9 protein-coding genes are annotated in these 14,002 nt (G+C 66.9%); 5 read left to right on the forward strand and 4 right to left on the reverse strand.

Annotated features, from left to right (window positions below; genetic code table 11):
- Positions 1-8: 8 nt before the first annotated feature.
- Positions 9-1,616 carry a right-handed parallel beta-helix repeat-containing protein gene (locus RTL41_RS07165; protein WP_312162787.1) on the reverse strand — a complete coding sequence of 536 codons (1,608 nt, stop codon included), beginning with the start codon at positions 1,614-1,616 and terminating at the stop codon, positions 9-11.
- Between the two features lie 365 nt (positions 1,617-1,981).
- Here RTL41_RS07165 and RTL41_RS07170 point away from each other — a divergent pair, with 365 nt between their 5' ends.
- Positions 1,982-3,565, forward strand: coding sequence for an O-antigen ligase family protein (locus tag RTL41_RS07170; protein WP_312162789.1), 1,584 nt, complete (start codon positions 1,982-1,984; stop codon positions 3,563-3,565).
- On the opposite strand, the gene RTL41_RS07175 is transcribed toward RTL41_RS07170, so the two are convergent.
- Together RTL41_RS07175 and RTL41_RS07180 are read right to left on the reverse strand one after the other, a co-directional pair.
- Positions 3,558-4,481 (reverse strand): glycosyltransferase family 2 protein, encoded by a 924-nt coding sequence (locus RTL41_RS07175; RefSeq protein ID WP_312162792.1) that lies wholly within the window; start codon positions 4,479-4,481, stop codon positions 3,558-3,560. The genes RTL41_RS07170 and RTL41_RS07175 overlap by 8 nt on opposite strands.
- Positions 4,482-4,485: 4 nt before the next feature.
- The gene (locus RTL41_RS07180) at positions 4,486-5,391 is read right to left on the reverse strand and encodes a glycosyltransferase (protein ID WP_312162795.1); all 906 of its coding nucleotides are present in this window, start codon (positions 5,389-5,391) and stop codon (positions 4,486-4,488) included.
- Between the two features lie 251 nt (positions 5,392-5,642).
- On the opposite strand from RTL41_RS07180, the gene RTL41_RS07185 reads away from it, so the two are divergent.
- The 3 genes from RTL41_RS07185 (at position 5,643) to RTL41_RS07195 (ending at position 11,391) form a co-directional block, all read left to right on the forward strand.
- The gene (locus RTL41_RS07185) at positions 5,643-6,710 is read left to right on the forward strand and encodes an acyltransferase (RefSeq protein ID WP_312162797.1); all 1,068 of its coding nucleotides are present in this window, start codon (positions 5,643-5,645) and stop codon (positions 6,708-6,710) included.
- Between the two features lie 233 nt (positions 6,711-6,943).
- Entirely contained in the window at positions 6,944-8,983 is a 2,040-nt protein-coding gene (locus RTL41_RS07190; RefSeq protein ID WP_312162799.1) for a right-handed parallel beta-helix repeat-containing protein, read from the forward strand.
- Positions 8,984-9,306: 323 nt separating this feature from the next.
- Positions 9,307-11,391: a right-handed parallel beta-helix repeat-containing protein gene (locus RTL41_RS07195; protein ID WP_312162800.1), complete on the forward strand. Its 2,085-nt coding sequence runs from the start codon at positions 9,307-9,309 to the stop codon at positions 11,389-11,391.
- A gap of 81 nt (positions 11,392-11,472) precedes the next feature.
- Here the strand turns inward: RTL41_RS07195 and welK are convergent, their stop codons facing one another.
- Entirely contained in the window at positions 11,473-12,579 is a 1,107-nt protein-coding gene (gene welK / locus RTL41_RS07200) for a beta-1,4-glucuronosyltransferase WelK (protein WP_312162802.1), read from the reverse strand.
- Between the two features lie 148 nt (positions 12,580-12,727).
- Here welK and RTL41_RS07205 point away from each other — a divergent pair, with 148 nt between their 5' ends.
- Complete coding sequence (locus RTL41_RS07205) at positions 12,728-13,948, forward strand: Coenzyme F420 hydrogenase/dehydrogenase, beta subunit C-terminal domain (protein WP_312162804.1); 1,221 nt, start codon at positions 12,728-12,730, stop codon at positions 13,946-13,948.
- Positions 13,949-14,002: the final 54 nt, after the last annotated feature.

Consider the following 14,002-nt stretch of genomic DNA (forward strand, 5'->3'; position numbering starts at 1 on the left):
CAGCCGGTTCAGGCCGAGATGATCCATCCGTCGGACAGCGAGGACAGGGCGACGTTGGACAGCACCATCCGGGCGCCCGCTAGGTCGATCACCACGTCGCCGCCGACCTGGGCCACCGTGTAGCGCGATCCGTCGCCGATGAGGACGCGGTCGCCTTCGGCGCGGTTGAAGTCGGTGACCACGTCCAGGCCGGCGTCGGCGAAGATGTGGAAGACGTCCGCGCCGGCGCCGCCCGAAATGGTGTCGTCGCCACGATCGCCGGACAGCCAGTCGTCGCCGTCGCCGCCGTAGATCAGGTCGTTGTGCTGGCCGCCGCGCACGGTGTCGGCCCCCGCGTCGCCATAGATGGTGTCATTGCCCATGTTGCCCATGACGATGTCGGCGCCGTTGTCGCCGTGCAGCAGGTCGTTGTCCTGGCCGCCCAGGACCCAGTCATCGCCTTCACCGCCCGAAACGGTGTCGTTGCCCATGTTGCCGTTGAGGTCGTCGTTCCCCGCGCCGCCGGTGATGCGGTCGTCGCCGGAGCCGCCGCGCAGATAGTCGTCGCCGTCGCGCCCGTCGATGACGTCGTTGCCCGCGCCGCCGTCGATGCGGCTGCCGCCGCCGATGCGCGCGGCGAGTTGATCGGCGCCGTCGCTGCCCCAGACCCAGTGGGCCATGGCGCTGTCGCTCTTCAGGGCGGCGATGATCGCGTTGCCCGACTGCGAGAGGTTGCTGTTGCCTTCCAGGACGTAGGTGATGGCCTGGTTGTTGCTGAGTTGGGCGTTGGTCGAGTCCGTGACGCGGATCCAGGATTTCTGGTCGGCGTAGGAGGCGACGACGTTGCCGTCGATCACCACGTTGTTGGCCGAGGCGACCATGATGCCGTTGTACATGCCGCCGACCACGACGTTGTCGGTGACGGTCACGCGCTCGTAGCCCAGGCCGATCTGGTCGGTGATGAACACGCCCTGGATGATGCCGCCTTCGCCGCGGGTGATCAGGTTGCCGCTGACCAGGATGTCATGCGCCTTGCCGGTGGTGCCGCGGGTCAGGAACTGGATGGCGTCCGGGTGGTCGCCATTGGCCGGATAGAAGTCGGTGAAGACGTTGCCGACCACCTGGACGTTCGAGCTGCCGGCGCCCATCACCCCGTCCGAGCGCAGGTCGTGGAAGCTGTTGCCCTCGATGCGCACGTTGGTGCTGCCCATCATGCTGATGGCGTGCGAGAACTCGTAGAACTCCGAGCCGGTCACCTTGACGCCGGCGCTGTCGCGGATCAGCAGCGCGTTCTGGTCGTCGGCCGGGTTGCCGTTCAGCGAGCCGTGGACGTCGAGGTTGTTCAGCTCGATGTTCTTCGAGCCGATGATCTGGGTGTTCCAGACCGTCCAGGGCGAGCTGAAGTCCAGGTGCAGGTTCTGGAAGGTCAGGTTCTCGCTGTTCTGAACCGTCAGGCCGGTCAGGGTCGCCGGATTGCCCGGATCCTTCGAGGCGATGGTCACCGCGCCATCGAACACGAAGCCCTTCAGCGAGACGTTGCCGTAATTGCCAGCTTGGAGAAGAATTCTATCGCCCGCCTTGGCCGAGCCAAGTGCAGCGGTAAGTTCGGCGGCGCTCGCGCACAGGAAATCAGCCATGAGGTCTGCGTCTTCTCAGTTTTTGTCGCAGCCCCCGCTGACGAAGCAGAGCCTAGCCTGCCATGAGCTGCGGCGATCCGGTCTAAATTGACGCAGGAGGCCCGGCGCCTCCTTCCGGACCTGATGGGGCCTGCGTACGACTAACAATTACTTAATTGGCGGGGCCACTTGCCCCGAAGCGCTGGTCAGCGGAATCTGCACGGCGCCGCCGTCGCAGGTGTTCGCGGCTTAGCGAGCACGGTGGGGAATGTTAATCCATGGGCGTCAGGTTGTGAACGCCCAGCCATGGACATGACCTCGTCGGGCGGTTTGAAAACGAAAGGCGTCGCGGATCGGCGGCGCTGGACAGCCGGGAGAGAGCCCTGATGTGGGCTGGGAGCGACAATGGCGGCCGGAGCTTCCGGTCGGTTATCCTGAAGCCCTACACCCAGCCGGGCCCCGGGCGTCTCGTGCAGGCGGCGTTTCTGCTCGCCTTCATGGGCTTCTGCCTGTTCTTCGGCTTCTTCTATGCGCTGACCACGCCTTACCTGATCAAGCAACTGGTCATCCCGGTGGCGCTGCTCGGGCTGATCACCATCTGGGCCCTGCCCGATGGCAAGTCATCGCCCGCCGGCACGCTCTACGGCTTCAGCTTCGCCTTCGTGATCGTGCTGTTCCTGTGGCCGAACTATCTGGCGATCGCGCTGCCGGGCCTGCCCTGGATCACGCTGATGCGGCTGGTCGGAGCCCCGCTGGCCCTGCTGCTGGCGATCAGCTACTCGATGTCGCCGGACTTCAGGGCGCGCATGAAGGCCGCGTTGAACGCGACGCCCCTGGTCTACAAGCTGCTGGCGGTCTTCGTCGCCATCCAGGTGGTCACCATCGCCGTCTCCAGCGACAAGGACTTCTCGATCCAGCGGGTCATCAATTCGCAGCTCACCTGGACGACGATCTACTTCGCCAGTTGCTATGTCTTCCTGAAGCCCGGCCGAGTGCACCGGTGGGCGGTGATCCTGTGGGCGATCACGCTCATCGTCTGCCTGAACGGCGTCTACGAGTACAAGATCAGCCGGCCCTCGTGGGGCGCCTTCGTGCCGAGCTTCCTGCAGGTCGAGGACGAGAGCGTCATCCGCGCGCTGACCGGCAGCGTGCGCTCGGCCACCGGCCAGTATCGGGTGCAGAGCACGTTCTCGACGCCGCTCGGCCTGGCCGAGTTCCTGGCGCTGGTGGCGCCTTTCATCCTGCACTTCGTCATGTTCGGGAAGAAGCTGGTCACCCGCATCGCCGCGGGCGCGACCATGCCGCTGATGCTCTATGTGGTGATCATCACCGACTCGCGGCTGGGCATGGTCGGCTTCCTGCTGGCGTTCATGCTCTACCTGCTGCTGTGGAGCGGGCTGCGCTGGCGGGCGGACAAGTCCAGCCTGCTCGCCCCGGCGATCGTGCTGGCCTATCCGGCGATCTTCGCCCTGTTCATCGCCGCGACGATGTTCGTCGGCCGGCTGCGCAACATGGTCTGGGGCGGGGGCGACACCGCGGCGAGCACCGCCTCGCGCGGCACCCAGTACGACATGGGCATCCCCATGATCCTGAAGGCGCCCTGGGGACACGGCGCGGGGACGGGCGGGAGCACGCTCGGCTTCGTCAGTCCGGCCGGCATCCAGACCATCGACACCTACTACCTCGCCATCGGCCTGGAGTACGGGATCATCGGCTTCTTCGTCTATTACGGCATGCTGGTCGCCTCGACCTACTATGCGGCCAAGTATGCGGTGCGCTCGCCCAAGGGCGAGATGAGCTTCTTCATGCCCGCGGCGATCGCCCTGGTGAACTTCATCGTCATCAAGTCGGTGTTCAGCCAGCAGGACAACCACCCGCTGATCTTCATGCTGATGGGCATCGTCACGGCCATGGTCTATCGCGCGATGAACGGCGAGATCGACCGCGCGCCCTCGGCCAGCGCTAGCTGACGTCGAGCCAGGGCGGCGGGCCGCGCTCGCCCCGCAATCCGGCCAACCAGCCCTGGAGGGCGTAGCCGAGCTGGCGCCACGCGCGGGCGCGGCCAAAGCGCAGGCACAGCAGCGCCAGCGCCGCGGCCGCGGCCACCGGCAGCTTCAGCGGATGGCGGTCGCGGGCGGTCAGCAGCTTGTTGCGTTCGCCCAGATAGATCGGCGTCCGCGGCCGGCTGCGAATGTGGTCGTAGGACCCGGTGGTGGTCCCGGCCTCGTGCAGGACGTCGGCCCCCGGGGCGTAGCCCAGCCGCATCCCGTGCTGCAGGCCGCGCAGGCACCACTCCACCTCCTCGCAATAGAGGAAGTAGTCCTCGCGCATGGGGCCGACGGCATCGAGGAAGCGGCGGCCGATCATCATCGAGGCGCCGTTGAGGTAGCTCTGCTCGCGCTCCACCTGGGCCTTGTCCACCGCGCCGCCGTGCGCCGTCCCGTGGCCGATGGAGACGGCCCGCGCCAACCATGGCCGCCAGCGTCCGCCGTGCGACTGAACGCGGCCGCCGGGCAGATAGACGGTGTTGCCCACCGCCTCGCAGTCGCCCTCCGCGAGCCTCGCCGCCAGGCGCGCGAGCGACTCGGGGCCGGGCAGGGTGTCGGGATTGAGGACCCACCAGGCGTCGGCCGACGGCGTTTCGCGCAGGCCGACATTGACGCCGCCGGCATAGCCGAGGTTGTGCGGCGCGCGGACGACGCGGACCGGCTGGCCGCCGGGCAGGGCGGCGGGCAGGCGGGCCTGCAGCGCCTCATAGGCGGCCTGGCCGCCGTTCTCGCAGATCAGGACCTCGAAGTCCCGGTAGCTCGATGCCGCGAGCGCGCCCAGGCAGCCCACGATGTCGTCGACATTGCGGAAGGCGACGATGCAGACGGCGACGTGCATGGGGTCAGTTTCCGGTCTTGGCCAGCAGGGCCAGGGCGTCGAGCGAGCGCCAGATGCGCAGTCGATAGAGCGTCGACAGGGCCGACAGCCTCTGCCGTGGCGAGCGCAGGCGCGGACTGGTCAGCACCCGGGGGGTGTGGGCGAGCGCCGAGAGCGGCAGCAGCAGGCTGCGGGCGAGCCAGCGCAGCCGGCCCTGCGGCCCGGCCGCGACGATGCCGTAGGTCTCGTGGTTCAGGCGCCGCCACTTGCTGGTGAGCTCGCGCCAGTCGCGGCGCGCGGGATGCGAGACCAGCGCCGCGGGCGCATAGCCGATCCGGAAGCCGGCATCGCGCGCCCGGTGCGACCATTCGAGATCCTCCGAGACGCCGACGCGGAAGCCGCCCACCTGCCGGAACAGCGGCGCGGGGCAGAACAGGTTCGCGGTGACGGTGAAGGCCTTGCGCTCGACATAGGCGCGGTTGTCGAAGGCGAAGACGAGTTCGAACGCCTCGGGCCCCGTGACGGTGCGCTCGTCGTCCACCAGGACGCGCATGCCGCCGCCGACGAAGTCGTTGTGCGCCAGCGCGGCGAGGCCCTGGTCGAGCCAGTCGGGGGCGGGGATGCAGTCGGCGTCGGTGAAGGCCAGCACATCGCCGCTCGCGATCGCCACCCCGCCGTTGCGGGCGGGGCCCGCGCCGCGCTCGCTCACGGTGACAAGGCGCGCGCGTCCGGCGATCGCCCGCGCGACCGCCTCGGGGCCGACGGGCGACATGTTGTCGGCCACGATCACCTCGAAGCGATCGGCCGGATAGGTCTGGGCCTGCAGCGCCGACAGGCAGCGGTCCAGGGCGGCGAGGTCGTCGTAGTGGGGCACGATCACGCTGACGAGAGGCCGCGCGCTGAGGTCGGGGACGGCTCCAGTCGGGCTCATCTTGGTGGCGGACTCGCGTGAAATCATCGGGCCGCCCCGACGGCGCGCCCTGCCGCAGATATGCGCAGGCGATATTGACGTTTCATCAATAATAGGGCGGGCTGGGGAATAGTGCACAGGCTTATAGGGTAGTGGATTGTCGTACGCTTAAGGCTCAAGCGCCAGTTTCGCTGTCGTAGTCGCTTCTGGGCGGTCACATATAGCGATGCGGCGTGTCTAAGGGGCGCGCAATGCGGATCGGTGGCGGGCACTTGAACGCAGACGCCAACAACTTCATCGCGGTGAGGTTGTTGCTCGCGACGTCGGTCATCTACACGCACTGCTATTTCATGAGCCATGGCGTCCGCGGCGTCGACGACCTGAGCGGATTTCTGGGCGCGACCATCTCGACCTACGCCGTCGATGGATTTTTCTTCCTGAGCGGCTTTCTCGTCTATCCGAGCCTGCTTCGCCTGGGGAGCGCGGTGCGCTTCGCGACCGCCAGGTTCGTGCGCCTGTGGCCTGGACTGGCGCTCTGCATCCTGCTGACCGTGCTGGCCGGGGGCTTCTTCACCACGGCGCCGGCCGGCGCGTATCTCGGCGGCGATACGGCGCGGTTCATCCTCACCAATCTCACCTTCACGGCCGCGTCGTACCAGTTGACGGGCGTCGACTGCGGCGGCGAGACGTGCGTGCTGAATGGTTCGCTGTGGACCCTGCCGTGGGAGGTGCGGTGCTATGCGGTCCTGGCGATCCTCGGGGCGCTGGGCCTGGCCCGGCCCGCGATCATGAAGTGGCTGGTGCTGCCGCTCAGCCTGGTCGGGGTGCTGGTGTGGGACGTCCCGGTCGTGCAGGAGACGGCGCGCGGCCTGGTCGGGGACGGGGCGGTCTACCTGATCGGCACGTTCGACCGCCTTTGGGCCGCGTTCGCCCTGGGGGTCGCGGCCTATCTCTATCATGACCGCATCCCGCTCTCATGGTGGGGGCTTGGCGCGCTGTTCGTGCTGAACCTGGCGGTCGACCGCCTGGGCCTTGGCCTGCACATGCGGCAGATCCTGATCGGCTATGCGGTGCTTTGCTGCGGCTTCCTGACCGCCCAGCGCCGCGTCGTCTCGGCCGGCTGGCCGGACTACAGCTATGGAATGTACATCTACGGCTACCCGGTGATGGTCGCCCTCTACGCGGTCTGGCCGACGCGTTCGCACCTGTTGCTGACCCTCGTCACCATGGCCGCGACCGTGCCGCTCGCGGCGCTCTCCTGGCACATGGTCGAGCGGCCGGCGCTGGACGCCCACCGCCGTCATCGGCGCGCGCGGGCGCTGACGCCCCAGCAGACCTGACCCTCGTCTGATCCCGCCCGGCGCGGCTCTGCGCATGGGCGTTTATACGCCATGGTTTCCAGATGGTTAGGTTATCCGGCAATTAACCTAGTCGCTTAAGCGCGCCTCAAGCGGGTCGCCGATAGTCATAATGCCACAACGGGGCATCCGGACTTTGACGATGCGAAGCGTCGGGCCGGTAATCGTGGCGGAGAGACATCGTGATACTCACGGCTAACAGCGCTAAATCTTTGATGTCGGCGCTCAGCAGCGCCAAATCTGGCGATACGATTCTCCTTGAGGCGGGAAACTATTCGAACGTCTCGCTGAAGGGCTTCGTGTTCGATGGCACGGTGACCATCGCCTCGAAGGATCCGGGCAACCCGGCGACCCTGACCGGCCTGACGGTTCAGAACAGCGAGAACCTGACCTTCCAGAACCTGCACCTGGACTTCAGCTCGCCCTGGACGGTCTGGAACACCCAGATCATCGGCTCGAAGAACATCGAGCTGAACAACCTCGACGTCCACGGCTCGCTGAACGGCAACCCGGCCGACGACCAGAACGCGCTGCTGATCCGCGACAGCGCCGGCGTCAAGGTGACCGGCTCGGAGTTCTACGAGTTCTCGCACGCCATCAGCATGATGGGCAGCACCAACGTGCGCATCGAGGGCAACAGCTTCCACGACCTGCGCTCGGACGGGGTGATGGGCGCCGGCAGCTCGAACGTCCAGGTGGTCGGCAACGTCTTCACCGACTTCTATCCGGCCAATGGCGACCACCCGGACGCCATCCAGTTCCTGACCCGCGGCACCACCGGCAAGGCGCATGACATCCTGGTCAGCGGCAACCTGATCACCCGCGGCGAAGGCGGCATCATCCAGGGCGTGTTCATCACCGACCAGATCGGCCTGGGCTACGAGCGCGTGACCGTCACCGACAACGTCGTGGTCGGCGGCATGTACAACGGCATCATGGTCGCCTCGGCCAACAACGTGGTGATCGACGGCAACGTCGTCGCCTCCTATGCCGACCAGAAGTCCTGGATCCGCGTCAACGACTCGACCAACGCCCAACTGAGCAACAACCAGGCCATCACCTACGTCCTGCAGGGCAACAGCAACCTCTCGCAGTCGGGCGACGTCGTCCTGCAGCCTCTGAGCGCCAAGCAGATCGCCGACCTCGGCGCCTGGCTGAGCGCCAATGGCGGCGATGTCGCCAAGCTGATGGACATGCTGGGCGGCCCGGCGTCGCCGATCGAGACGCCGACCATTCCGACGCCGCCGGTGACGACCCCGACGGTCCCGACGACTCCCACCGTCCCGACCACGCCGACGGTTCCGACGGCGCCGACCGTCCCGACGGTCCCCAAGGCCCCGCCCCCCGCCACGGTCCCGCCCGCTCCGACGGCTCCCAGTACTGGCGTGGTCGTGCTCTCCGGCACGTCCGGCGACGACCGCCTGACCGTCACCGGCAAGGCCAACATGCGGCTCGAAGGGGGCGCGGGCAACGACGTGCTGACCGGCGGCGCGGGCGCCAACACGCTGGTGGGCGGCGCCGGTGACGACAGCTACATCATCCGCGATTTCGACGACCAGGTGGTCGAGAGCGCCAACGGCGGCGTCGACGTCGTCTACGCCTACGTCAATCATACGCTGGCCGACAATGTCGAGAACCTGAAGATGCAGGAAGGCGCCACGGTCGGCGTCGGCAACGACCTGGCCAACGGCATCACCGGCACGACGCAGGCCGACAGCCTCTCGGGCATGGGCGGCAACGACACCATAAAGGGCCGCGAGGGCAACGACACGATCTTGGGCGGCGACGGCGACGACCAGTTGTATGGCGACGCCGGCAACGATCGGCTGGAAGGCGGCGCCGGGGCCGACAGCCTCTATGGCGGCGAGGGCAACGACATCCTGATCGGCGGCGCGGGCGCCAATCGGCTCGAGGGCGGCCCTGGCGCCGACACCCTGGTCGGCGGCTCCGGCGCGGACAGCTTCGTCTATCGTCCCGGCGACCTGTCCGGCGTGGATCGGATCGAAGGCTTCTCGTCCGCCCAGGGCGACCGAATCCTGCTGGCCGAACTCGACGCCAACCTCAATACGGCCGCCAACGACAAATTCGTCTTCATCGGAACGAGCGCCTTCAGCGGCAAGGCGGGCGAACTGCGCTTCCAGGTCATCAACGGCGACGCGCACGTCTATGGCGACATGAATGGCGATCGCATCGCCGACTTCGAGATAAACGTGGTGGGTGTCAGCAAGCTCACGGCCGCCGACTTCATGCTCTGAGCCGGGGCGACGTCTCCCCGGACCGTGCAACCCGCCGCTGCAGGCCATGCAGCGGCGGGTTTTGTTTTGGCCGGCGGCAAGGAAAACTGAAGACTACGCGAAAAATGTCTGGATTCTGCCAGATTCAGGACATGCCCTCGCCGCGAATCGACAGTCAAGATTCAGGTTCTGAGAAGTTTAAATTCGCCATGTTTCAGGTTTGTTGCGACGTTCCGTCACCTGGAGGCGATCCATTCGAGTATGTAGATAGTCTCTCACATTCAGTGGCCTTGGTGCATTTAGCTGCGCCGGACTTTGGCTACCAATAGTGAGGGTCTCCCTACGTGACTAATATTACTGTTAATAGTGCTGACGCGCTGCGTGCCGCTCTGACGACTGCGAAGTCTGGCGACACCATCCTTCTCTCGGCCGGCAACTACGGCAATATCTCGCTGAAGGGTGTCGTGTTCGACGGCACGGTGACGATCACCTCGAAGGACGCGGGCAATCCGGCGACCTTGACGGGGCTGACCGTGGCCAACAGCCAGGGGCTCTCCTTCGAGAACCTGCACATGGATTTCAGCAAGCCGTCGACCGTGTGGAACACCCAGGTCAACAGCTCCAAGAACATCGCGTTCAACAACATCGAATTCCACGGGTCGCTCAACAACAACCCGGGCGACGACCAGTCGGGCATGCTCATCCGCGAGAGCTCGAACGTGACGGTGACGGGGTCCGAGTTCCATGAACTCGCTCACGGCATCAGCATGATGAACAGCACCGGCGTGCGCATCGAAGGCAACAACATGCACGACATGCGTGCGGACGGCGTCATCGCCGTCGGCACGTCCAACGTGAAGGTCCTCGGCAACACGTTCCATGACTTCGCGCCGGCCAATGGCGACCACCCGGACGCCATCCAGTTCCTGACCCGCGGGGCCACCTCCAAGGCTCACGACATCGAGGTGAGCGGCAACGTCATCGCGCGCGGCGACGGCGGCATCATCCAGGGCATCTTCATCACCGACCAGGCGGGCATCGGCTATGATCGCGTCACCGTGACCGACAACGTCGTCGTCGGCGGGATGTACAACGGCATCATGGTCGCCAAGGTCAACGGCCTGGTGGTCGACGGCAACACGGTCATTCCCTACGGCGACATGACCTCGTGGATCCGGATCAACGAATCGACCAACGCCAAGATCACCAACAACGAGGCCGCCAGCTTCAACCTGCAGGGCACGACGACCACCGCCAACAGCGGCAACGTCACGGTCTCGCCCCTGACCTCGGCCGAGATCGCCAAGATCAACGCGTGGATCAAGGCCCATGAGAGCTCGGCGGGCGACGTGTCGACCGTGCCGCTGCCGGGCGGCATGGCCCCCAACCCGGGCAAGCCCGACCCGACCCCGACCCCTGATCCGAAGCCGACGCCCGATCCGAAACCGACTCCCGATCCCAAGCCGACTCCCGACCCGACGCCGGATCCGAAGCCGAACCCCGATCCCACTCCGGGCAAGCCTGATCCGACCCCCGACCCGACCCCGAACCCGGGCGGCTCGACCATCCTGAAGGGCACCTCCGGCAACGACCGCCTGACGGTCAGCGGCAAGGAGAACATGCAGCTCGAAGGCGGCGCTGGTCATGACACCCTGACGGGCGGCGCGGGAACCAACACCCTGGTCGGCGGCGCCGGCGACGACGTCTACATCATCAAGGACGCCGACGATAAGGTCGTCGAGGGCGTGAACGGCGGCAACGACACCGTCTATGCGTCGGTCAACTACAAGCTGACCGACAACGTCGAGAACCTGAAGCTGCAGGAAGGCGCCACGGTCGGCGTCGGCAACGACCTGGCCAACGACATCTCCGGCACCACCAAGGCCGACAACCTGTCCGGTCTGGGCGGCGATGACATCCTGCGGGGCCGTGAAGGCAACGACACCCTCTCGGGCGGCGACGGCAACGACCGGCTGCTGGGCGACGCCGGGGCCGACAGTCTCGACGGCGGCAACGGCAATGACAGCCTGCTCGGCGGCGAAGGCAACGACGTGCTGGTGGGCGGCGCCGGCAACGACCGCCTCGAAGGCGGCCCGGGCGCCGACACCCTGACCGGCGGCGCTGGCGCCGACAGCTTCGTGTTCCGTCCGGCCGACCTCGGGTCGACCGACACGATCACGGACTTCTCCAAGGCTCAGGGCGACAAGATCCTGCTGAGCGAACTGGACGCCAACACCAAGACGGCGGCCAACGACAAGTTCGCCTTCATCGGGACCAAGGCGTTCAGCGGCAATGCGGGTGAACTTCGCTACGAGGTCTCCAAGGGCGAAACGCACGTCTATGGCGACATGAACGGCGACAAGGTGGCCGACCTGCACATCAAGCTGATGGGCGTCCACACCCTGGACGGTTCGGAGTTCGCGCTCTAAGCGCCTGCAACAGTCCCTGGGCCGATCAGGCCCGGGGAGAACCGTGGAATACGAAAAGAGCGTGGCGGCCTTGGCGGGCTGTCACGCTCTTTGCGTTTTGAGCCGCCGCTGGCGACGCTCGTCATCGAGCATGTCCTCGAGGTAGCTCATCAGTTCGCTGGCGTCGGTGGTCGCCAGGACCGGAGGCCGGGACCGGACCAGCTCCAGGGCCACGGCCAGCTCGTCGGCGCTGTTGGCGACGGCGATCAGGCCGCGCGTGGCGAAGGCGCGAGTGATCTCGGCCTGGTGATTGTCGTAGTGCTCGCCCTTCTCCATCAGGCGCGGGAAGGCGATGACGCGGCAGCCCTTGCGCAGGGCGGTGATCAGCGAACCCGTGCCGCCATGGCACACCACGATGTCGGCGTCGGTCAGCAGTTCCTGGATCCTATCGAACGACAGGGTCTCGAAGGATTCGACGCCCTGCGGTTGCGGGGCCCCGACCCCGGTCTGGATGATCACCTCCTCGGGCAGGCCGCCGCGCGCCTTGAGTTCGGCCACCGACGAGACCAGCCGTTCGAAGGGGAGGGTGGCGCCGACCGTCGCAAACAGCAGCGGCTTCTTCAGCGGGGCGGGCGTATCCAGCAGGCGGAAGGGATCGAACACCTTCGCCTTCGGGAAATACGACGCCAGCGCCGCCGACTGCACGATCAGGTCGTGCGCGATCGGCGCGGCGATGCGGGCGAAGAGGGAGGGGCGGTCGAACCTGGCGAACGAGTCGATCACCACCGTCCTGGCGCCGCGCAGGCGGGCCCAGGCCACGGCGAAGAACACCGCGCCCGCGCCGGTCGAGATGACGATGTCCGGGCGCTCGCGGGCGATGATCGCCGCGGACCGGAGGAAATTGCGGGCGGCGGCCCGGATCATCCGGAAGGGCTTGCCCAGCCGCGCCTGGCCGATGGCCACGTGCGGCACGAAATAGGTCCGGTGCTTTTGTGCGAGATCGGCGCCCAGCGCCGTGTCCTCGGTGACGAAGAAATAGTCGTGCTTCGACCAGACCTTCTCCAGATCGAGCAGTTGGCGGACGTGGCCGCCGCCGGACGCCGCCAGGCAGAGACGCAGACGCCGCGCGCCGTCCTTGGCGCCCGGTATGGGAGCCGATCCCGCAACTACGACGTCTGAAACCGCCACCGTCTCGCCATCAATATCCACGCATGAAGTCTCTCGTACCAGTAAGACGTCTAAAGACGGGTTACTACGTGGCTTACAATTCGTGAGCCCGTCGCCGCTAAACCGCCGCTAAATCTTTTTTTGTTGTAGCGACTTCGCGCGGCTTGCGCGTGGGACTAGGGAACTGAGTATGGCCTTGCCGGCATCACCAACCGTCGAGCGCGTCCTTCGCGGGCAGCTCTGCACCGGTTGCGGGCTCTGCGCGGCGGTGTCCGACGGCGCCATCGGCATGCGCATGACCCCGCCGGGCTACAGCCGTCCCATCCAGTCGGCGCCCATCTCCGACGCGGCCGAGGCGACGATCGCCCAGTCATGTCCCGGCGCGGTCGTCGCGCCCTGGGGCCGGGCCGAGAACCTTCATCCCTATTGGGGGCCGTGGCGCGGCGTCTGGACCGGCTATGCGACCGACGCGGCGGTCAGGTTCGAAGGCTCGTCGGGCGGCGCCCTGTCGGCCATTCTCATCCACGCCCTGGCCACCGGCCTCGTCGACCGCGTGCTGCACATCAAGGCCGACCCCGAGAAGCCGACCGCCAACGTCACCGTCTGTTCGACGACGCCTGAGGAGGTCATCGCCGGGGCCGGATCGCGCTATACCGCCTCCTCGCCGCTGAGCCAGATCGACGAGGCGCTGGCGGCAGGCGGCCGGATGGCCTTCGTGGGCAAGCCCTGCGATGTCTCGGCCCTGCGCAGGTTGGCGCTGGGCGACCCCAGGGTCGACCGGCACGTGCCGCTGATGCTGTCGTTCTTCTGCGGCGGCATGCCGAGCCACGACGGCGTGCATCGAATGCTCGACACCATGGACGTGCGGTTCGACGAGGTGGCCGCTTTCCGATACCGCGGGCAGGGATGGCCGGGCACGGCGGCGGCGACCACCCATGACGGCCGCGTGGCGACGATGTCCTACGCCGACAGTTGGGGCGCGCATCTGTCCAAGGAAGTCCAGTTCCGCTGCAAGATCTGCCCGGACGCGGTCGGCGGCGTCGCCGACATCGCCTGCGCCGACGCCTGGTACGGCGGGGAGAGCGGCTATCCCAGCTTCGACGAGCAGGACGGGCGCAGCCTGATCGTGGTCCGCTCGGAAGCCGGCGCGCGCGCGTTCCAGAGCGCCGTCGACGGTTGCGCCCTGAGCGTCGAAACGCTGGATGTCGGCGAGATCGACCTGATGCAACCCTCGCAGGCGCGCCGCAAGCGGCTGGTCCACGCCCGGCTCGGCGCCCTGACCGCGACGCTGCAACCCAAGCCCGACATGCGGGGGACCGAAGTCTCCGAGGCCGCCCGGCGCGCGCCGCCGACTGAGGCCGCGCGCAATCTCGTAGGCACTGTTCGGCGGGTACTTCTTGGGAAGCGCTGATTAACCGAACTGCTCATGAGCAGATTGTTCACAAAGACCAGCCTACTTTGTTAG

The organism is Phenylobacterium sp., assembly GCF_031984885.1.
In the GTDB taxonomy this organism is placed as follows: Bacteria; Pseudomonadota; Alphaproteobacteria; order Caulobacterales; family Caulobacteraceae; genus Phenylobacterium.